This is a genomic window from Mesorhizobium sp. M1227, assembly GCF_040318315.1.
In the GTDB taxonomy this organism is placed as follows: domain Bacteria; phylum Pseudomonadota; class Alphaproteobacteria; order Rhizobiales; family Rhizobiaceae; genus Mesorhizobium.
The window spans coordinates 1-20,873 of record NZ_JAMYLZ010000001.1 but is presented as its reverse complement, the minus strand read 5'-3'; the positions used below and the strand labels follow the sequence as shown (position 1 = coordinate 20,873).

The 20,873-nt window shown below is 63.4% G+C and carries 20 protein-coding genes; 6 read left to right on the top strand and 14 right to left on the bottom strand.

The annotated features are described in order from the left end of the window. Positions 1–90: 90 nt before the first annotated feature. The 3 genes from NKH28_RS00100 to gcvA (NKH28_RS00090) form a co-directional block, all read right to left on the bottom strand. Complete coding sequence (locus NKH28_RS00100) at positions 91–1,530, bottom strand: hypothetical protein (protein WP_352769572.1); 1,440 nt, start codon at positions 1,528–1,530, stop codon at positions 91–93. A gap of 163 nt (positions 1,531–1,693) precedes the next feature. Then, positions 1,694–2,998, bottom strand: a complete 1,305-nt coding sequence (gene pncB / locus NKH28_RS00095; RefSeq protein ID WP_352472380.1) for a nicotinate phosphoribosyltransferase — start codon at positions 2,996–2,998, stop codon at positions 1,694–1,696. A 192-nt stretch (positions 2,999–3,190) separates the two neighbouring features. Then, the gene (gene gcvA, locus NKH28_RS00090; RefSeq protein WP_352977448.1) at positions 3,191–4,165 is read right to left on the bottom strand and encodes a transcriptional regulator GcvA; all 975 of its coding nucleotides are present in this window, start codon (positions 4,163–4,165) and stop codon (positions 3,191–3,193) included. Between the two features lie 183 nt (positions 4,166–4,348). Between gcvA (NKH28_RS00090) and speB the strand changes: the two genes are divergently transcribed. The 4 genes from speB (at position 4,349) to NKH28_RS00070 (ending at position 7,675) form a co-directional block, all read left to right on the top strand. Continuing rightward, positions 4,349–5,410 carry an agmatinase gene (gene speB, locus NKH28_RS00085; protein WP_352977446.1) on the top strand — a complete coding sequence of 354 codons (1,062 nt, stop codon included), beginning with the start codon at positions 4,349–4,351 and terminating at the stop codon, positions 5,408–5,410. Between the two features lie 136 nt (positions 5,411–5,546). Then, complete coding sequence (locus NKH28_RS00080) at positions 5,547–6,356, top strand: transporter substrate-binding domain-containing protein (RefSeq protein WP_352472382.1); 810 nt, start codon at positions 5,547–5,549, stop codon at positions 6,354–6,356. A gap of 6 nt (positions 6,357–6,362) precedes the next feature. Further along, positions 6,363–7,031, top strand: coding sequence for an amino acid ABC transporter permease (locus tag NKH28_RS00075; protein ID WP_352819616.1), 669 nt, complete (start codon positions 6,363–6,365; stop codon positions 7,029–7,031). Further along, positions 7,028–7,675 (top strand): amino acid ABC transporter permease, encoded by a 648-nt coding sequence (locus tag NKH28_RS00070; protein WP_352977444.1) that lies wholly within the window; start codon positions 7,028–7,030, stop codon positions 7,673–7,675. Before NKH28_RS00075 ends, NKH28_RS00070 begins: the two co-directional genes overlap by 4 nt. A gap of 16 nt (positions 7,676–7,691) precedes the next feature. On the opposite strand, the gene NKH28_RS00065 is transcribed toward NKH28_RS00070, so the two are convergent. Beyond that, positions 7,692–9,095, bottom strand: a complete 1,404-nt coding sequence (locus tag NKH28_RS00065; protein WP_352615069.1) for an MATE family efflux transporter — start codon at positions 9,093–9,095, stop codon at positions 7,692–7,694. A gap of 232 nt (positions 9,096–9,327) precedes the next feature. Here NKH28_RS00065 and NKH28_RS00060 point away from each other — a divergent pair, with 232 nt between their 5' ends. Continuing rightward, on the top strand, positions 9,328–9,909 hold the full coding sequence (locus tag NKH28_RS00060) for a histidine phosphatase family protein (protein WP_352615148.1): 582 nt from the start codon (positions 9,328–9,330) through the stop codon (positions 9,907–9,909). A gap of 13 nt (positions 9,910–9,922) precedes the next feature. On the opposite strand, the gene NKH28_RS00055 is transcribed toward NKH28_RS00060, so the two are convergent. From NKH28_RS00055 to gcvA (NKH28_RS00015), 9 genes are all read right to left on the bottom strand, one after another. Beyond that, entirely contained in the window at positions 9,923–11,509 is a 1,587-nt protein-coding gene (locus NKH28_RS00055) for an FGGY-family carbohydrate kinase (RefSeq protein WP_352977442.1), read from the bottom strand. Next, complete coding sequence (locus NKH28_RS00050) at positions 11,506–12,189, bottom strand: HAD family hydrolase (RefSeq protein WP_352588650.1); 684 nt, start codon at positions 12,187–12,189, stop codon at positions 11,506–11,508. Before NKH28_RS00050 ends, NKH28_RS00055 begins: the two co-directional genes overlap by 4 nt. Positions 12,190–12,204: 15 nt before the next feature. After that, positions 12,205–13,683, bottom strand: coding sequence for a mannitol dehydrogenase family protein (locus tag NKH28_RS00045; RefSeq protein ID WP_352977441.1), 1,479 nt, complete (start codon positions 13,681–13,683; stop codon positions 12,205–12,207). A gap of 71 nt (positions 13,684–13,754) precedes the next feature. After that, positions 13,755–14,525: an L-iditol 2-dehydrogenase gene (locus NKH28_RS00040; RefSeq protein ID WP_352449477.1), complete on the bottom strand. Its 771-nt coding sequence runs from the start codon at positions 14,523–14,525 to the stop codon at positions 13,755–13,757. Then, complete coding sequence (locus tag NKH28_RS00035; protein ID WP_023676991.1) at positions 14,522–15,526, bottom strand: ABC transporter ATP-binding protein; 1,005 nt, start codon at positions 15,524–15,526, stop codon at positions 14,522–14,524. Before NKH28_RS00035 ends, NKH28_RS00040 begins: the two co-directional genes overlap by 4 nt. A gap of 51 nt (positions 15,527–15,577) precedes the next feature. After that, positions 15,578–16,402 carry a carbohydrate ABC transporter permease gene (locus tag NKH28_RS00030; protein ID WP_023676992.1) on the bottom strand — a complete coding sequence of 275 codons (825 nt, stop codon included), beginning with the start codon at positions 16,400–16,402 and terminating at the stop codon, positions 15,578–15,580. An 11-nt stretch (positions 16,403–16,413) separates the two neighbouring features. Next, a complete protein-coding gene (locus NKH28_RS00025; protein ID WP_031195183.1) occupies positions 16,414–17,286 on the bottom strand; it encodes a carbohydrate ABC transporter permease in 873 nt (290 codons plus the stop codon). A gap of 114 nt (positions 17,287–17,400) precedes the next feature. Next, positions 17,401–18,711 carry an ABC transporter substrate-binding protein gene (locus NKH28_RS00020; RefSeq protein WP_352977439.1) on the bottom strand — a complete coding sequence of 437 codons (1,311 nt, stop codon included), beginning with the start codon at positions 18,709–18,711 and terminating at the stop codon, positions 17,401–17,403. A gap of 212 nt (positions 18,712–18,923) precedes the next feature. After that, the gene (gene gcvA / locus NKH28_RS00015) at positions 18,924–19,835 is read right to left on the bottom strand and encodes a transcriptional regulator GcvA (protein ID WP_352977437.1); all 912 of its coding nucleotides are present in this window, start codon (positions 19,833–19,835) and stop codon (positions 18,924–18,926) included. Between the two features lie 110 nt (positions 19,836–19,945). Between gcvA (NKH28_RS00015) and NKH28_RS00010 the strand changes: the two genes are divergently transcribed. Continuing rightward, positions 19,946–20,131: a hypothetical protein gene (locus tag NKH28_RS00010; protein WP_023676996.1), complete on the top strand. Its 186-nt coding sequence runs from the start codon at positions 19,946–19,948 to the stop codon at positions 20,129–20,131. Between the two features lie 75 nt (positions 20,132–20,206). Here the strand turns inward: NKH28_RS00010 and NKH28_RS00005 are convergent. Next, positions 20,207–20,873: sugar-binding transcriptional regulator (locus NKH28_RS00005; protein WP_352977435.1), on the bottom strand; the 667-nt coding region annotated here is incomplete at its 5' end.

The window sequence follows — 20,873 nt, the reverse complement described above, 5'->3', positions numbered from 1 at the left end:
AATTGCATGTGTACAAACTAAATCACCAAAGCTCTGACGTGGCAAGCGAGCTTTCCCCAAGGTTCGATTGACGGCCATCGCACACCTCGTTCATCCGGCGCTCGGCGTCGCAAGCAGCCATAGGCCGAGGACGGTGTAGGCGATCATCAGCACGGTGAGCGGGAACTGGCTGAGCGCGGCGCGAGCCGGAATGGCGTGCAGCCGCCAGGCCAAGCCATGGGCGACAAGCACAGCAAGCATGTGGCCGCCAATGATGACGCCGGCCTGGAGGTTCCACAGCCACCACGCCGAGCCGGCGCCGGCGACAACGCCGGCTTCAATTGACATGTCTGCGGTACCGAACAGGTTCCAGCCAAACGCAAACGGGTCGGAGAGAGCGGCAATTGCATATTGGCCGTCGACCAGCAGCGCCGTCAGATAATGCGCGAAGTGGTAGGCGAGCGCGATCGGTACGATCGACCAGGCCAAAAGCCCGGCGGCGTGACCGAGCGAATGGTTGCTGCCGGCAAGGTGCTGGCCAAGAAAGACGGCTAGCGCGAACACGGCCGCAAGCACGGCAAAGCTCAGCACAAGACCGAAACTGCCGATGCCGATCAAAGCGGTGCGTCCAGGAAACTCCAGCGGATTGATGCCGAACCAGCCTAGCCAGAAGAAGGTTTTCGACAGGCCGTCGAAGGACACAGACGACAGCGCAAGCAGCAGGAAAGCGACGCCGCTGAGCGGTAGCGGCGCGCCACCGAGCAGCTTGGCACCCGGCCAGCAGAGTTTGAGCCGGCCGTCTTCGTTGCGCTCGATGATGGCGAAGTGCGCTACCATGGAAAAGAACACCGTCAGGAACTCACCGCGCAGGCTCCAGTCGCGGTATCCGACGACCTGCATAGCGGCAAAGGTCAGCAGCCAATAGGCGCCGGCGGCCCAGGCCAGCCGCGCCGGATCGTCTGGCGCAGGGTCGATCAGCTCGAACCAGGCGAAGGCGAAGAACAGCAGGAAAGCCGGCCAATAGCCGAGCCGTTGGGGGAGCAGATTCGGCTGCGTTCTGCCGGACAGGCGCGAGGCGACGCGGCATGGCCCGTACCAGGGGTTGAGCCACGACCAGAGATCGCCGGCGAGCCCCTGCAACAGAGCCAGGCCAACCCAGAGCAGCGTCCACACGGTCAGCGGCAGCGGATTGGAAAGCGGATCGCGGCTGCCGAACAGGCCGGCGGCAATCAGAATTGCAAAGCCGACAAAGGATACCAGGCTGACGGCAGTCCGCGCGCCGTCGCCGAAGGTAAAAAGCGGCAGGCGTTTGCGCCAGAAGCGGTCGAGGGAGTCCGGCGGCAGTAGAGCCAGGACAAGGAAGCTGGCGGCAACCGCGAGCGCGCCACCGACGACGTAGTAGCCGGTGGGAAGCAGCAGGACATGGCCGCGGTCGGAGGCGTGGGCGAAGGCGGGCGTGGATGGGAATGCCAAGGAAGCGACGAGGCCGGGAAAGGGCCTGATTGCCGAAATGCAGCGCTCTACAGCGCCCCCCTCTGTCCTGCCGGACATCTCAAGCGGGGAGATCGGCGGTTCCGCCGTCGGCTCTCCTTCTGCAACTTCAGCAATTGGCGAAAGCAGCAATGAGGGCGCAATCTCCCCCCTCGCGGGGGAGATGTCCGGCAGGACAGAGGGGGGCGCGAAGGAACTCATACTGCGCAAGAGTTCCCCTACCTCACACCTTCACCAACTGCTCCACGCGGTCCTTCTGGCCGAAGATGCGCAAATAGCGCTCGATCTCTTTCTCGTCGCCTGTCGACTTGGCCGGATTGTCGGAAAGCTTGACCGCCGGCCTGCCGTTGGCTTCGGTGACCTTGCAGACCAGCGAGATGGCGTCTAGCCGGTTGGTCTCGGTCGGCGCGCAGCCCTCGAAATCGTTGGTCAGGTTGGTGCCCCAGCCGAAGGACATGCGCACCTTGCCGCGGAAGTGGCGGTAGGTTTCCTCGATGGTCTCGACCTCCAGCCCATCCGAGAAGATGAGCAGCTTCTGCTTGGGGTCCTTGCCCTTTTCGCGCCACCAGGAAATGATTTTCTCGCCGCCTTCGATCGGCGGCGCGCTGTCGGGGCGGAAGCCGGTCCAGTCGGCGACCCAGTCCGGTGCATCGCGCAGGAACGCCGCGGTGCCGAAGGTGTCCGGCAGTACGATCAGCAGGTTGCCGCCGTAGTAGCGCTGCCAGTCCTGCAGCACGTTGTAGGGCGACCGTTTCAATTCCTTTTCCGAATTGGTGAGCGCGGCGAACACCATCGGCAGTTCATGCGCGTTGGTGCCGAGCGCCTCGAGATCGTTGTCCATGGCGAGCAGCACGTTGGAGGTGCCAGTGAAGGCCTCGCCGATGCCCTCCTTCAACGCTTCGACGCACCAGCGCTGCCACAGGAAAGAATGACGGCGGCGGGTGCCGAAATCCGAGATGCGGATGCCGGGCAGCGCCTTCAGCCGCTCGGTCTTGGCCCACATCTTGGCCTTGGCGCGGGCATAGAGCACGTCGAGCGCGAACGGCCCGAACGCCCGCATGGCCGCGCGAGATCGAAGTTCATTGATAATTGCCAGCGCCGGGATCTCCCACAGCGTCGTGTACATCCACGGACCGCTGAAGGCGAGTTCGTATTGGCCGTCGCGCTTGGAAAGCTCGTATTCGGGCAGCCGGAAATTTTCCAGCCAGGCGAGGAATTCCGGTTCGAATATCTGCTTGCGGCCATAGAAGGTGTTGCCGCCGAGCCAGATCATCTCTTTCTTAGAGAAGCGCAAGGTGCGGGCATGGTCGAGCTGCTCGCGCAGCTCCGTCTCATCGATCTCCTCGGCAAGGCGGACCGAGGTGGTGCGGTTGATCAGCGAGAAGGTGGCGTCGACCTTGGGATACATGCCCCAGATCATCTGCAGCATCAGAAGCTTGTAGAAATCGGTGTCGAGCAAGCTGCGGACGATCGGGTCGAGCTTCCAGGTGTGATTGTAGACGCGCCGCGCTATATCGGTCTTTGCCATCGCTTAATGCGCCTTCGTTGCTCGCTCTAGCTTTTGTCTAGCGCAATTCCGGACGGAAAACCGCTGCGCACTTTTCCTGGAATTGCTCCAAATGCCTCTTAGCATCGAATTTTTGAACGCGCCTCCCGCTTTGCGGGCTGGCCCGACAAAAAGAAGCCCCTGCTGCAAGCGGCGCCTACGGCAGTTTCGGCCTCAGGATGCGGTCTTGGCGCCGACCACCTTGAGCGCTGGACGCTTGCGGCGAATGCCGATGCGGCCTGCCACCGGTGCGTCAGCGCGGCGGTCGGCCTGTTCTTTCTCGGCAAACAGCCAGTCGATGAACAATTGCACGATCGGCGCCGACCGCATCTCATTGCGGCAGACGACGTAGAAATCGTCGACGGCCGGCACGGAAAGGCTGAACGGGGCGACAAGCAGGCCCCTGGCGAGCAGTCCGCTTGCCGTCACCGTATCGCCGAGCGCCACGCCATGGCCGTGAACCGCGGCCTCGGTCGCCATCCGCGCATCGCCGAGATGATGGCGACGGCCGCGCTCGAGGTCCAGCGCGTCGGCGGCGGCCAGCCAGGTATGCCATTCGCGGCCGTCGTCGCCATGCAGGAAGACGTGATCGGCGAGGTCGCGGACGGTGCGGATCGGGCGGTTGTTGATCAGCGTCGGGCTGACCACCGGGAACAGTTCGAGGCCCGACCATTTGCGCATCCAGCAGTCGGTCCAGCTGCCGCCACCATAGTGCACGCAGACATCGATATGCGGTGCGCGGACATCCTTGGCATCATTGGATGGGATCAGCGTCAGCCTGATATCCGGATATTGTGAGGTGAAGCTGCCCAGCCGCGGGATCATCCACAGCAACAGTAGCGCCGGCACGCAGGATACAGAGAGAACGCCGGTGCTGGCCGGCCTCGTCATGCGCTGCGTGGCAGCGGCAATGCCGTCGAAGGCGGTCGACACCGCCGGCAGCAACTCGGCGCCGTGCGGCGTCAGCTTCACCCGCTGACCGGCACGCTCGAACAGCTTGACACCCAACGATTGCTCGAGCGCCTTGATCTGATGGCTGATGGCGCCGTGGGTGACGTTGAGCTCAGCCGCCGCCTTGCTCAGCGAGGCGTGGCGCGCCGTTGCCTCGAAGGCGCGCAGCGGGTTGAGCGGTGGCAAACGCTTGGCCATTTGGACCCTAGGCTCTGTGAGATTTTCTCACAGATAACACCCTAACAATATCAATTGATTTTTCAATGCAGCTACGGGACACTTTGCCCAGGCATTGCATCAAGACGTGAAATCTGCAGGCAGCCGGCGGCTGCGGCTATCGAGGCCGCCGCCCGCGCGCCGCACCAGCCATGGAGGACCGACATGGGTTACGACCGCGGCAAGCTCGAAGCGTTGCGCCGCAAATACGGCGAGAGCCATGGCGGCGAAATGTTCGACCCGAAATTCCAGCGTGTCGCCGACAAGATCTTCTCCAAGACCGGCACGCGACTGGCGCCCTATTCCGGCATCCCGACCTTCCTCGCGGCGCCCTATCGTGAAATCGCCGCCGACAATCCGGATTTCGGCGATCTGCAGGTGGCGATGATCGGTGTGCCGATGGATCTGGGCGTCACCAACCGGCCGGGCGCCCGTTTCGGGCCAAGGGCACTGCGCGCCATCGAGCGCATCGGCCCCTACAATCATGTGCTGGAATGCGCACCGACGCATGAGCTGAAGGTCGCCGACATCGGCGACATCCCGTTCCAGAGCCGCTACCGGCTGGAGACCAGCCATGACGACATCGAACGCCGCACCAACCAGATCGTCGACGCCGGCGTCCTGCCCTTGTCTGTCGGCGGCGACCATTCGATCAGCCACCCGATCCTGAAGGCTGTCGGCAAGAGGGCGCCGGTGGGCATGATCCATATCGACGCCCATTGCGATACCAGCGGCCTGTTCGACATGACCAAGTTCCACCATGGCGGGCCGTTCCGCAACGCGGTGCTGGACGGCGTGCTCGACCCGAGCCGCACCATCCAGATCGGCATTCGCGGCTCGGCCGAATATCTGTGGGAGTTCACCTATGAGTCCGGCATGACCGTCGTGCATGCCGAAGAGGTGACCGGCCTCGGCATTCCCGCCATTATCGAGAAGGCGCGCAGGATAGTCGGCGACGGCCCGACCTATGTCTCCTTCGACATCGACAGCATCGATCCGGCCTTCGCGCCGGGCACCGGCACACCGGAAGTCGGCGGGCTGACGACGCGCGAAGTGCTCGAGCTGCTGCGCGGCCTGAAGGGACTCAACATCGTCGGCGGCGACGTGGTCGAGGTGGCACCGCAGTACGACGCGACCACCAACACGGCGCACGCCGGCGCGCAGGTGCTGTTCGAGATCCTCAGCCTGATGGTCTTCAGCCCGGCAATCACCGGCAAGGCGGGCTGACACGCTCGACCATGATCCCGAAAGTGGGAACCGGTTTTCGGAGAAGATCATGGTCCACCAGAGAATCCAAAGGCGACCGCCGCGCTGGAGCCGGCGGTTGCACTCAAACAAACAAGCTTCCAGCAGGGGAATGACAATGACACTTCACATGAAACTCAAATCGTCCATCGCCGCCGTGCTGATGCTCGGCGCGACCGGTTTTGCTTTCACCACGCAGGCCGTCAATGCCGACGCGATCGACGACATCGCCAAGGCCGGCGCCATCAATGTCGGCATCTTTTCCGACTTCCCGCCCTTCTCCTCGGCCAGCGCCGACATGAGCATCAAGGGCTACGACATCGACGTGGCGCAATCCATCGCCGACCAGCTCAAGGTCAAGCTCAATCTGGTCAGCGTGACCGGCCAGAACCGCATTCCGTACCTGACCGACAAGCGCGTCGACCTGCTGATGAGCGTCGGCTACTCCAAGGAGCGAGAGCAGGTAATCGATTTCGCCGCCGCCTACGCACCCTACTACATCGCCGTCATCGGCCCGGCAGCACTCTCGGTCAAAGGCAAGGAAGACCTTGCCGACAAGTCGATCGCCGTCAATCGCGGCACGCTGGAGGACACCTCGCTGACCGAGGCGGCACCCGCCTCGGCCGACATCCGCCGTTTCGACAACTATAATTCCGTCATCCAGGCGTTCATCTCGGGCCAGACCCAACTGATGGTGGTCGGCAACGATGTCGGCGCCCAGGTGCTCGCCCGGCAGGAGGAACTGAAGCCGGAGCAGAAATTCCAGCTTCTCACCTCGCCCTCGCATATCGGCCTCAACAAGAAGGAAGACCGCCTCAAGCAAGCGGTCAACGATGCGGTCGCCAAGATGCTGGCCGACGGCAAACTGGACGAAAGCTCGAAGGCCTGGCTGAAGACACCGCTCGATCCCGCCAATCTCAAGGATTGACGGCCAGTGACCTATAGCCTCGACTTCGGCTGGCTTGCCGGGGCAACAGGGGCGATCGCGCGCGGCGCGGCCACGACGATCCTGCTGATCACTGTCACCACGCTGGCGGGAACGTTGCTCAGCATCCTCGGCGCGGCAGGGCGGCGGAACGGTCCGCTGCTGCTCAAGCGGGCGATCGGCGTCTATGTCGAGATGATCCGCAACACGCCGTTCCTGGTGCAGCTGTTCTTCATCTTCTTCGGGCTGCCCAGCATCGGCGTCAGGCTCGATCCGGTGCTGGCAGCCATGTTGGCGATGACGCTCAACATGGCCGCCTACACGATCGAGATCGTTGGCGCCGGGCTCGACGCGGTGCCGCCCGGGCAGACGGAAGCGGCACTGGCGCTTGGGCTCAGGCCGCGCCAGGTCTTCATCAAGATCGTGCTGCCGCAGGCGCTCAAGGTGATCTATCCGGCGCTGACCAGCCAGATCGTCATCATGATGCTGGAATCCGCCGTGGTATCGCAGATCGCCGTTCGCGAGCTGACCTATGAAGCCGACATGCTGCAGGCGCGCACGTTCCGGGCTTTCGAGACCTATTTCGTAGTGACGATGGTCTACCTCGCCCTGTCGATTGGGCTGCGCCGGCTGCTGGTCGGCGGCGGCCGCCGGCTTCTCGGAGCCGGCGTGTCATGATCGAATTCACCTTCTGGGACATTCTGCGCAACCTGCTGCTGGCGGCGCGCTGGACGGTGCTCTTGTCGCTGGCCGCGTTTGTCGGCGGGGCCGTGGTCGGCATGATCGTGCTGTTCTTCCGGATCGCCAAGAATAAATGGGCGCGCCGGTTTGCCTCCGGCTACATCGCGCTTTTCCAGGGCACGCCGCTGCTGATGCAGCTCTTCCTGATGTTCTTCGGCTTGCCGATGCTGGGCCTGCGCATCGAGCCGTGGACCGCGGCGGTGCTTGGCCTGACCTTCTTCGCCAGCGCCTATCTCGCCGAGATCTGGCGCGGCGGCGTCGATGCGCTGCCGCGCGGCCAGTGGGACGCCGGCGCCAGCCTCGGCCTGCACTATCTGCAGGAACTCCGGCTGATCATCTTACCTCAGGCGTTTTCGATCACCCGCGCACCGACCGTCGGCTTTCTGGTGCAGCTGATCAAGTCGACCGCGCTGACGTCGATCATCGGTTTCGAGGAGCTGGTGAGGACATCCAACGCGATCAACAATGCGACCTTCGAACCATTCAAAGTCTATGGGCTGGTAGCGCTGATCTTCTTCGGCATGTGCTTTCCGCTGACGCAATACGCACGTTCGCTCGAGCAGCGGGCGGCGGCCCGCTGAGCGGGCGACCAGCAATTCAACGCCCGAATACCAGCGGCGGCGCGATCCTGTCACGCCGCAGCCAGCGCACCAGCAGGAGTGCCGCAACCACCGCCAGTCCCGACGACAGGCCGATCCAGATGCCGACGCCGTTGAAGCCGAAACGAAAGGCCAGCAGCACGCCGAGCGGCAGCCCGATGCCCCAATAGCCGATCGCGGCATAGATCATCGGCACCTTGGTGTCGTGCAGGCCGCGCAGCATGCCGCTGGCGACCGCCTGCGCACCGTCAAAAACCTGGAACAGCGCAGCAAAGGCGAGGAACGAGACGGCAAGCGCCACCACCTCGGCATTAGCCGGATTGCCCAGATCGATGAAGGCGCCGATCAAGAGATGCGGCCACAGGATCATCACCAGCCCCATCAGCGCCATGAAGGAGACACCGACGACATAGGCGGTCCAGCCAGCCCGGCTGACACCTTCCGGATTGCCGGCGCCGTGGGCAAGTCCGACGCGCACCGTCACCGCCTGGTTGAGGCCGAGCGGCACCATAAAGGTGACCGAGGCGATCTGGATGGCGATCGCATGGGCGGCAAGCGAAGCCGCATCGATCAGGCCCATGAGAAAGGCGGCCGCGTTGAAGATCGTCACCTCGAACGCCAGCAGGCCGGCGATCGGCAGGCCGAGCCGCAGCAGGCCCTTGAAGCGCGGCCAGTCGGCGCGCCAGAAGCGTCCGAACAGACGATAGCGCCGGAACTTCTTCTCAAGCATCACCACCATCGCCATGCCGGCGAACATCAGCGTGCTGGACAGAGTGGTGGCAAGGCCGGAGCCGGCGATGCCCATCGAAGGGATGCCGAGATTGCCGAACATGAACAGCCAGTTGAAGAAGGCATTGCAGGCGACGGCAACGAAAACGATGATCAGTGCCCAGCCCGGCCGCTCCAGCGCCGAAATGAACGAGCGCAGGACGATGTAGCCGAAAAAGGGCAGCACCGCCCATTCGAGCCAGCGCAGATAGATGCCGGCCTGGTGCGCCAACGCCGGTTCCTGACCCATGGCCAGCAACACGCTCTCGCCGTGCCAGAGAAGGGCCCATATCGGAATGCAAATGAGGATCGCCAGCCACAGACCCTGGCGCACGGTGCGGCGCAGGTCGCGCACCGAGTGCCGACGGCGGCCGAGCTCGGTCGCCATCATCGGCGAGGTCGCCAGCATCAGGCCGAGCCCGAAGATGAGCGGCATGAAGTAGAGGTTGGCACCAAGCGCACCACTGGCCAGCGTGTCCGGCCCCAGCCGTCCCATCATCATGACGTCGGTAGCGGTCATCGCGGTCTGGCCGAGATTGGTCAGCACCATCGGCCAGGCGAGCGCCAGCATCGCCCTGATTTCCCGACGCCAAAGGTTTTCCGGCGCGCGAGCGTCGGCTTCGATCGCAGACATTCTAGTTTTCCGCCTATCCGATTGCGGCACGTCGGCAAGAGCCGGAAGCCGCGTCTCAGCGCGGAAACGGCCATGATCGGCCGGATTCCGCATTACGGCGAGTTTGTCTATGAAATAGGCACCGGTGGCAAGAGGCTGACTTGCGGAAGGGTTAAGCCAGTCAGCTCCATGCAGGCTGTTGGAGAGGCTATGGAAGCCGCTATGGTCGCGGCAGATCCATTTGAAAGGCAGCCTGATGAGCACGTTTCCCGAAATCTATCTGGTTCGGCATGGCGAGACGGAATGGAGTGCGTCCGGAAAACATACCGGCCGAACCGACATACCGCTGACGCCGGTCGGCGAGGAGGCGGCAAGGCGGATCGCTGAGCGGCTCAAGGGCCTGTCCTTCTCGGCGGTGTGGTCGAGCCCGTCGCAGCGCGCCTTCAACACCTGTGCGCTGGCCGGCTTCGGCTCGTCAGGCGTGAAGAAGGACGATCTGGCGGAGTGGGATTATGGTGCCTATGAGGGATTGACCACCAAGCAAATCCTCGCCGAGCGCCCCGGCTGGCGTCTTTTTCGCGACGGCTGCCCGAGCGGCGAGTCCGCCACGGATGTCGGCTCGAGGGCGGACCGGATCGTCAGCCGGTTGCGCGAGGTCGGCAGCAATGTCCTGGTCTTCTCAAGCTCGCATTTCCTTAGAGTGCTGGCCGCACGCTGGCTCGGCCTGCCGCCGCAAGCCGGCGCGTTTTTCGTGCTGGATACCGCCAGCATAAGCGTGCTCGGTTATGAGCACGACCTTGACGAGCCGGTCATCCGGCGCTGGAACCAGAGATAGCAACCGATCCGATTTATCGGATCGCGTCCAGCGCCTGCCTTTGCCTGTGCATTTCGAGAAACACGCGGTAGTCGCGATCGAACCGGCCGGCGGCAGCCGGATTGGGCTCTCGCGTCCTGCCGCCCTGTTGCATGGCGACGCAGGCAGCGTTCAAATCGGGAAAAAGCCTGGCCGCGGTGGCGGCAATCATGCCGGTGCCGAGCAGCACCGCCTCGTCCGCCAGCGGCTCGACCACCGTGCAGCCGGTGGCATCGGCATAGAGCTCCATCAACAGCGGGTTCTTGGTGTGGCCGCCGGTGACGTGCAGCGTGTCGATCAGATAGCCGTTCTCGTTCAGCGCTTCCAGCACATGACGGACGCCAAGCGCGACGCTGACGGCGGTGCGCCAGTAGAGCTTGCACAGACTGTCGAAAGAGGCATCCAGCGTCAGCCCGCTGATGACGCCGACGGCATGCGGGTCGGCGAGCGGGGAGCGGTTGCCGTGAAAATCGGGCAGTACGTGCAGCCTTGCGGCGAGGTTGTCGCCCTCGGCGGCGCGCAGCCCGGCGACGCGGTGGGCAATCCTGGCATGCATGGCGGCATCCGGCTCGCCGCCGGCGCCATGCCAGCGGATGATGTGGTCGAGCAGCGCGCCGGTGGCCGACTGGCCACCTTCCGACAGCCACAGGCCGGGCAGGGCTGCGCCATAATATGGGCCCCAGACACCGGCGAAAGGCCGCGGATCGGGCGACATCGCCATGACGCAACTCGACGTACCGGCAATCAGGGCCAGATGGCGGCCGATGTTCGTTGCGTCACCGGCGAAACCGCCGAGCACGCCAAGCGCGCCGGCATAGGCATCGATGACGCCGGCGCCGACCCGGCATTTTTCGGTGAGGCCAAGCTCCGTCGCGGCTTGCGCGCCGAGCGGGCCGATATCGGCACCGACCGGGCTTGCCTTTTCCGGCAGGTTGCCGTGCTCAAAGACATCGCCGAGCCCGACGGCTTCGAAGAAGTCGCGCCGCCAGCCGGTCGCTTCATGGGCTAGATAGGTCCATTTGGCGGTCAGCGTGCATTGTGAACGGGAGAGCGAGCCGCTTGCCTTCCAGGTGAGGAAGTCGGTGAGGTCGAATAGATAGCCGGCTTCGTTCCATGTTCCGGGCAGGTTGCGCTTCAGCCACATCAGCTTCGGCGTCTCCATTTCCGGCGACATGACGCCGCCGATATAGTCGAGCACAGCGTGGCCGCTTTCAGTGCATTCATCGGCCTCGGCAATTGCGCGATGGTCGAGCCAGACAATGGTGTCCCAGCGCCTTTCACCAGTGACGGACACGCTGAGCTGGCCGCCATGCCGGTCTCGCACCACCAGCGAGCAGGTGGCATCAAAGGAGATGCCGACGATATCCTCGGCCCGCACGCCCGCCTTTTCGCGGGCAGCGCGGACGGCCATGCACACCGCCGACCATATATCCTGCGAATCGTGCTCGGCATGGTCGGCCTTCGGCTGTTGCATGGCGATCGGGTGCTCGGCGCGGCCGAGCAAGGCGCCACCGGTGTCGAGAATGCCGGCACGAGCGCTTCCGGTGCCGACATCGACCGCGCAAACGAAACTGTTGGTCAAGGTGTTCTTGCTCTCGCTCCCAGGCCTGCAATCAGATCGGGCAATTGCAGCATGTCAGCGAATATAAAGTCCGGCTCACTCGACGCAAGCCGCGCTTTCAATGCCGGGTTGCCGGTGTGCGAGCCGCCGGTGAAGGCAAGGACGCGCATGCCGGCCGCCCGCGCCGCTTCGATGCCGGCCGGGCTGTCCTCGACGACGAGGCAGTTTCGCGGGGCCGCTCTCATTTTATCTGCTGCATGGAGAAAGAGATCGGGCGCCGGTTTGCCCCGCGCCACCATGGCGGCGCTGAACAAATGCGGCTCCAGCAGCCCAAGCAACCCGGTGACGGCGAGCGCATAGCGGATGCGTTCCAGGGTGCCGGAGGAGGCGACGCAGCACGGTACGCCGAGCCTCGGCAGGACCTGTGCGATACCTGGCATCGGTTTCAGCTCCTCGCGGAATCTGCGCATCAGTTCGGAGCGCATCTCGGTCAGATGCTGGTCGGTGAGATCGAGCCCGAAGTCGCTTGCGAGGATTTCGCGGACGCTCTTCATGCTCTTGCCGAGGAAGTGCTCGTAGGCAATGTCCTCGCTGACGTTGCCACCGGCAAGCGCGATCATCTCCAGCAATGCCGAGACGGACAGCATCTCACTGTCCACCAGCACGCCGTCACAGTCGAAAATGACCAGTTCAGGCGTCATCGCGCTGGATCGGCTTCAGAGGTCGCCGGCGAGATAGCGCGTCAGTGTCGCGCGCGCGCCGTCCGCCCACAGCAGTCTCAGCGCTTGGCCGAAGGCTTCAGCGAACGGCGGCGAGCGGCCGACATCGCCATAGATGTCCTCCATGGCAAGCCAGGCGGCAGGCATGTCCCTGGCCGCCTTGGCCGTCGCCTGCAACCGGCCCCAGTTCGGGTCGTTGGGCTCGGTGACGGCACCGGAATCCGTCGTGCCGAAGCAGTAGCGACACCAGAGCGCCGATTCCAGCGCAAGGCCGGTGACACTTTTGCCAGCCTTCAGCCGGTCGGTGATGGTCGGGATGATGAATTTCGGCTGGCGGTTGGAGCCGTCGAGGCAAAGCCGGCGTATGGTGTCGCCGATCTTCGGATTGGAGAAGCGGTGCTCGATGAGCTGGTAGTAATCTTCGAGGTCGGTGTCCGGAACCGGCGGCACGGTCGGGATGATTTCGTCATGCTCGAGCTTGTCGAGGAAGCCGCGTACCAGCGGCTCCTGCATCGCCTCATGGACGAAATGGATGTCCATCAGCCCGGCCGGATAGGCGATGGTCGCATGGCCGCCATTGAGGATGCGGATCTTCATCAGCTCATAGGGCGCGACGTCGCTGACGAACTGCACGCCGACTTTTTCCAGCGGCGGGCGGCCGTCGGTGAAACGGTCCTCCAGCACCCATTGCTTGAACGGTTCGCAAAACACCGGCCAATTGTCGTCGAGGCCGAACTCGCTGGAGAGAATGCCGCGCTCGCGGTCGGTGGTGGCCGGCGTGATGCGGTCGACCATGCCATTGGGAAAGGTAACGTTCTCGCTCACCCAGTTTGCCAAACCTTCGTCGATCAGCCGCGCAAGGCCGATGACGCCATCTGAGGTGACGTGGCCGTTATGGGGGATGTTGTCGCAGGACATGATTGTGAAGGGCACGATACCGTCGGCGCGGCGGCGCAGCAGCCCGGCGAGGACGAGGCCGAAGACGGTCTTCGGCGTCGCCCCCGGCTCAGCGTCGGCAACGATGTCGGGATGTGTCGGATTGAAGACGCCGGATGCCGGATCGATGAAATAGCCGCCCTCGGTAATGGTCAGGGAGACGATCTTGATCGCCGGATCGGCAAGCCGCTCGACGATTGCGGCCGCATCGCCCGGCACCAGGAAGTCGATCATGACGCCGGTGACGCGCGCGCTCATATGGCCGCTGTCCTGCTCGACCACGGTGGTCAGCCAGTCCTGCTCCTGCAACTTGCCGCGGCCGACCTTCTCGCCCTCGAAGACGCCGGCGCCAACAATGGCCCAGTCGTGGCCGACACCCGAATTGAACAGGTCGTCGAGATAGACGGCCTGGTGCGAGCGATGGAAATTGCCGACGCCGAAATGCACGATGCCGGCCTTGAGCGCGGCGCGATTATATTTCGGGCCGGCGACCTTGGGCGGCAGCTTGGCGAGGATGGAAGAAGAGAGTTTCACGGTCATCTGCTTTTACCCTTTAGCGGGACGGCTCTTCCCCCCGCGGAGGAGACGGGGGGAAGAGCGCCTTCGCCCCCTCAACTCATCCACTGGCCGCCATCGACATTATAGGTCTGGGCGACGATGTACTCGGCCTCATCGCTGGCCAGGAACACCGCCATGCCGGTGAGGTCTTGCGCCGTGCCCATGCGGCCATAAGGCACGGCTTCGCCGACCAGCCTCTTCTTCTCGCCTCTCGGCCGGTTCTCGAACTTGGCGAACAAGGCATCGACATGGTCCCAATGCTCGCCGTCGACGACGCCCGGTGCTATCGCGTTGACATTGATGCGGTGTTTGATCAGGTCGAGCCCTGCCGACTGGGTGAGCGAGATGACCGCGGCCTTGGTGGCGCAGTAGACGGCAACCACCGCCTCGCCGCGGCGCCCGGCCTGGCTTGCCATATTGATGATCTTGCCGCCCTTGCCGCGGGCAATCATCGAACGGGCGGCGGCCTGCAACGTAAACAGCGTGCCGGCGACGTTGACCGAAAACAATTTGTCGTAGCTTGTCTTGGTGATCTCGACGATCGGCGCCAAGTCGAACAAAGCAGCGTTGTTGATCAAGATATCGAGGCCGCCGGCCCTGGCTTCGACCGCCTTGACGGCCTCATCGATAGACGCGAGATCGGTGACGTCGAGCTTTACCGCGTAGGCATTGCGGCCGATTTCCGAAGCCGTCTTCTCGGCGGCTTCGAGATTGATGTCGCCAATCGCGACCGTCGCCCCTTCGCGCATGTAGGCTTCGGCAAACGCCCTGCCGATGCCACGCGCCGATCCGGTAATCAGCGCCGATTTACCCCGGAGCCTCATTGCAGCATCGCCTTCCCGTCGGCGCCGAAACGATGCAGCTTGGCCTTTTCCGGCGTCAGGTAGATTGTGTCGCCGTGATGGGCGGCCAACTCGCCGTCGGCACGCACCGTCAGCTGCCCGACACCATCCGCCTGGACGTGCAAAAACGTGTCGGAGCCGAGATGCTCGGCAACCCCGACCGTCGCCTTCCAGTCGCCTGACGTCTTCGAAATGTTCATATGCTCCGGGCGGATGCCGACTGTCTTGGCGCCATATTTGGCGGCCGGCGCGCCTTCGATCAGGTTCATCTTCGGCGAACCTATGAAGCCGGCGACGAACAGGTTCTTCGGCGTCTTATAGAGCTCCATCGGCGAGCCGACCTGCTCGATATTGCCGGCATTGAGCACGACGATCTTGTCGGCCATGGTCATCGCCTCGATCTGGTCGTGGGTGACGTAGACCATGGTGGTCTTGAGCTGGTGATGCAGCTCGCTGATCTCCAGCCGCATGGTACCGCGCAGCGCCGCGTCGAGATTGGACAAAGGCTCGTCGAACAGGAAGGCCGATGGCTGGCGCACGATGGCGCGGCCGATGGCGACGCGCTGCCGCTGGCCGCCGGAGAGCTGGCCGGGGCGGCGGTCGAGGTAGTTGGTGAGGTTCAGGATCCGCGCGGCGTCCTTCACCTTCTTGTCGATGGTCGCCTGGTCCTCGCCCGCCATCTTCAGCGGGAAGGCGATGTTCTTGGCCACCGTCATGTGCGGGTAGAGCGCATAGGACTGGAACACCATAGCCAGCTTGCGCTTAGCCGGCGCCTCGCCGGTGACGTCGCGACCATCGATGATGATGGTGCCGCCGCTGGTGTCCTCGAGGCCGGCGATCAGACGCAACAGGGTGGATTTGCCGCAGCCCGACGGGCCGACGAAGACGACGAACTCTCCGTCCTCGATGACCAGATCGAGGCCGGGGATGATGGACGTCGCCCCGAAGGATTTGGAGACGTTCTTGAGCGTGATGTTTCCCATGGTTTCCTCCCCCGAAGGGCTATCTTTTCGTTTTGCGTCAGGCAATGCCCGCTACTTTACCGCGCCGAATGTCAGGCCTCTAACCAACTGCTTCTGGCTGAACCAGCCCATGATCAGGATCGGCGCGATCGCCAGCGTCGAGGCGGCCGAAAGCTTGGCCCAGAACAGCCCCTGCGGGCTGGAGAAGGAACTGATGAAAGCGGTGAGCGGCGCGGCCTCGGTGGTGGTCAGCCGGATCGTCCAGAACGCCTCGTTCCAGGCGAGAATGATGTTGAGCAGCATGGTCGAGGCGATGCCGGGGACCGCCATCGGCGTCAGCACGTAAATTATCTCGTTCCACAGCGATGCGCCGTCCATGCGCGCCGCTTCCAGGATCTCGCCCGGGATCTCGCGAAAATAGGTGTAGAGCATCCAGACCACGATCGGCAGGTTGATCAGCATCAGCATGACCATCAGGCCGATGCGGCTGTCGAGCAGACCGGTATCGCGGAAGATCAGATAGATCGGAAACAGAACGGCGACGGCCGGCATCATCTTGGTGGAAAGCATCCACATCAGGATGTCCTTGGTGCGTTTGCCCGGCGAAAACGCCATCGACCATGCCGCCGGTATGGCGACGAGCAGAGCCAGGATGGTCGAGCCGACCGACAGGAACACCGAGTTCAGGAAGAATTTGAAATAGCCGTTCTGCGCCTGGACCTCGGAATAGCTCTCCGTGGTTCCCGACGGGAACAGGTTGAAGCCCTGGATAGCCTCCTGCTCCGACTTGAACGAGGTGATGATCGTATAGAGGATCGGGAAGAAGATCAGCAGCGCGACGATCCAGGCGGCCGCGGTAGCAATCGTCTTGTGCTGGGTGGTGACTGCACGTGCCATCTTATCCTCCCTTATTTATCCAGGTTCTTGCCGACAGCGCGCATGGCGAAGAAGGCAACGATGTTGGCGAGAATGACGGCAATGATACCGCCGGCGGACGCCTGGCCGATTTTGAACTCCAGCAATGCCTTCTGATAGACGAGGAAGGGCAGGTTGGTGGAGGCGTAACCCGGGCCGCCGTTGGTGGTGACGAGGATCTCGGCATAGACCGACAGCAGGAAGATCGTCTGGATCAGGATGACGACGGTTATGGCGCGCGACATGTGAGGCAGCGTCAAATAGATGAAGCGGCTGATGAAGCCGGCGCCGTCCATTTCGGCGGCTTCCTTCTGCTCGCCGTCGAGCGACTGAAGCGCGGTCAACAGGATCAGCGTAGCAAACGGCAGCCATTGCCAGGCAACGATGATGATGATCGCCAGGAGCGGGTGCTGCCCGAACCAATCGATCGGCTGCCCGCCGAAGAAGCGCGCAATATCGGCGAAAACCCCGTACTGCGGATGCATGATCATGTTCTTCCAGACCAGTGCTGCCACCGGTGGCATGACAAAGAACGGCGAGATGACAAGGATGCGGACGATGCCCTGTCCCCACATCGGCTGATCGAGCAGAAGGGCGAGCAGAATACCGCCAATCACCGTGATCAAAAGCACGCTGACGACGATGGTGAGCGTGTTGAGGATCGACTGCAGGAATGCCGGGTTGGAATAGAACAGCGCGTAGTTCGAAAACCCGACGAAGCCGTCGCGCATCGGATTGAGCGGGTTGTATTGCTGGAAGGAAAACCACAGCGTGAATGCCAGCGGCACAATCATCCAGACCAGCAGCAGCACCACGGATGGCGCCATCATGAAACGGGCAAGCGAACGGGTCTGCTGAGTAGCCATGACGGTCACCCTTCGAGGTCGGCCAAGTTTTTCAGCGGTGTGAAAGCTGGCCGCCCGAACTGGGATTCGGGCGGCCGTTGCCGGTCGCCATTGGCAACCGGCACCGGGAGGAGCTTACTTGATGTAACCGCCTTCGGTCATCGTCGCGGTGGCGGCGTCCTGCGCCTGCTTCAAGGCATCGTCGACGCTCGACTGGCCGGCAAGTGCCGCCGAGAAGAGCTGGCCGACGGTGGTGCCGAGACCCTGGAACTCAGGAATGGCGACGAACTGGACGCCGACATAAGGCACCGGCTTGACGGTCGGGTGCGTCGGATCGGCGGAGTTGATCGAGTCCAGCGTCATCTTGGCGAAAGGTGCTGCCTTCTGGTATTCGGGATTGGCATAGAGCGACGAGCGCGTTCCCGGCGGAACGTTGGCCCAGCCTTCCTTCGAGGCGACGAGCTCGGCATAGTGCTTGCTGGTTGCCCAGGATACGAACTTTTGAGCGGCGTCGGCCTTCTGCGTGCCGGCGGGGATGGCTAGCGACCATGCCCACAGCCAATTGCCGCGCTTGCCGAGGCCATTGTCCGGCGCCAGCGCATAGCCGACCTTGTCGGCGACGGTGGAGTTCTTCGGGTCGGAAACGAAGGAGGCAGCGACGGTAGCGTCGATCCACATGCCGCATTTGCCCTGCTGGAACAACGCAAGGTTTTCGTTGAAGCCGTTGGACGACGCGCCCTCGGGGCCGTCGGCCTTCATCAGGTCGACATAGAACTGCAGCGTGTTCTTCCATTCGGGCTGGTCGAATTGCGGCTTCCAGTTCTCGTCGAACCAGCGCGCGCCGAATGAGTTCGACATGGCGGTCAGGAAGGCTATGTTCTCGCCCCAGCCGGCCTTGCCGCGCAGGCAGACGCCGTTCACGCCGTTGGCGCGGTCGGTCATCTTGTCGGCGGCCTGCTTGATGAAGTCCCAGGTCGGTGCATCGGGCATCTTGAGCCCGGCCTTGTCCATCAGGTCCTTGCGGTACATGACGAAGGAGCTTTCGCCGTAGAACGGGGCTGCGTAGAGCTTGCCGTCGACCGACAGGCCGCCGGCTATGGCCGGGATGATGTCCTTGACGTCGTAATCGTCGCCGAGCTTGTCGAGCGGCAAGAGCCAGTTCTGCTTGGCCCAGATCGGCACTTCATAGGTGCCGATGGTCATCACGTCGTACTGGCCACCCTTGGTGGCGATGTCGGTGGTGACGCGCTCGCGCAGAACGTTTTCTTCGAGCGTAACCCACTGCAGCTGGACGTCGGGATTCTTGGCGGTGAAGTCGTCGGTCAGCTTCTGCATGCGGACCATGTCGCCATTGTTGACCGTGGCGATGGTGATGGATTCGGCATGCGCGGCGAAAGCGAGCGCGCTGGCCGAGAACAGGCCTAGGGTGAACGTGCGAAGTTTCATCAAAATTCCTCCCATAAACCAAGATGAGCATTTGCCTTGGCTGTGAGCAATTACTCACTTGCGATGAATTATGTCAAGACGGATTCGTTGCTGCAGCGCAGCACGCCGGGTCTTGTGCAGCGGCAAGCCTGGGACGTTTGCGGCATGTCTGACGAAGGATTCGGCCGGGCTGATTGGGCCCGGCGCTTTGCTCGGGCTTGCTGGGACTCAGCCTACTGGCAAGCGATCTCGCTCAGGATCCAATCGCGGAAGGCGCGGATTTTCGGCACGTTGCGTCGTGCCGTCGGATAGACCAGCCAATAGGCGTGGCCGTCGTCGCCGACCAGATCAAAGGGCTGGATCAGGCGGCCGTCGGCAAGTTCGGTCTTGAACAGCGCCTTGGTAACGATCGCCACGCCGTGGCCGGCAATCGCGGCATTGGCCTCGTAGGCCTGCGCGCCCATGCTGGTGCCGGGACGCTTGGCCAGCTCCTCGACCGGCAGGCCGGCGGCGGCAAACCAGTCCCGCCACCAGATGTCACCCGGGTCGAGGATCGGCAGCCGCAGCAGGTCGGCCGGCTCCTTGACGCCGCCGATGCTTGCCGCGAGCTTTGGACTAAGGACCGGCGTGAAATCGGCCCTGAAAAGCATATGGGTCTCGACGCCCGGCCAGTTGCCGCCGCCGGAGCGGATGGCGATGTCGATATCCTCTCTGGTAAAGTCGACAACCCTGTTCGAAGTATCGACGCGCACCGCCAGCGACGGATGCGCGACCTGGAATGAACCGAGATGCTGCGCCAGCCAGTTGGAGGCAAATGTCAGCAGCGTCGAAACGCAAAGCAAGCCGTCGGCGCCGGTGCGCGCGGCGGCATAGGCGCCGCTCAACAGCGCGAACGCCTCGCTGACCGCGGGCGCCAGGCGCTGGCCGGGTTCGGTCAGCACGATCTGTTTTGGCTGGCGCAAGAATAGGGGCGCGCCGATGCGCTCCTCCAGAAGCTTGATTTGATAGCTTGCCGCCGCCTGCGTCATGCCAAGCTCCTGGGCGGCCTTGGTGAACGAGAGATGCCGCGCCACCGCCTCGAACACCCGGATCGCCTGAAGCGGAGGAAGCTGCGAAACCAGCTGTCGTGAATTGAGCTCCGGCATAAGCCCTCCTTATGGGCAGTGATCGACGTTTGATTGGCGGCACCGGCCGGTCCTACCGATATTCCGTATTGAAGATCAATTACGCCTAGAGATAGCGAAGGCTGACGATCATGACCACAATACAGGAAAAGCTGCTTCTTGCTCCAGCCCATGGCTGGTTTTCACAGTTGGCGCGGGGATTGGCAAGGCACGCGGCGCGGAAACGGGCCTATCTCGACGTCCGGGAGCTGCCGCCGCATCTGCAGCGCGACATGGGCTTTCTCGACGGCAACGATCCTTGCGGCCGGCACCAGTAGTGCCGCTCGTTTTATCGGGGCTTCAGGGGCGTTTCGATTTCCCATGATCGTTTCCGACCGCCAGCGGCTCGGAGATCATGCGCCCGCCAGCAAGGCGGCGGCGGTCCGCTCATCGGTGATGAGGCCATTGACCAGCCGCCGGTTGACGGCGGCGAAGATGCCCGGCAGCTTGCGGTCGCCCATGGCAAGCGCGATCACCAGCGACTTTTCGCGCGACGGCAGCGGTGCCGACGACACCCGATCATTGGTGATGCCCTCGATCATGCGGCCGTCACGATCGAATACCCAGCCGACGATCTCGGCGACGCCGCCGGCCTTCTGCAGCGCCTTTAATTCACCCTCCGAAATGAAGCCGTCCTCGTAAAGCGGCGCCTTCGGGCCGAGATCGCCGATGCCGACAAAGGTGACGTCGGCCTCGGCCGCAAGCGCCAGCGTCGGCTGGATCATCGGCTGGCTGAGCAGCATCTCGCGCTCCTCGGGCGAGGAAGCGATGACCGGCAAAGGCATCGGAAACGAACGCGCCTTGACCCTGTCAGCCATGGTGAAGATGACGTTGTAAAAGGCCGCCGAGCCGTCCGGCGAGATGTTGCCGGTCAGCGATACCACCTTGTGCTGCGGGCATTCCATCGGCGGCAGTTGCTCGATCGCGGCCTTCAGCGTGCGGCCGGTGCCGATCGCCAATACGCTAGGCCCCCGCCCCCCCCGCCCCCGGTCGAAATCGGCCCCCCCCCCCCCCGCGCCC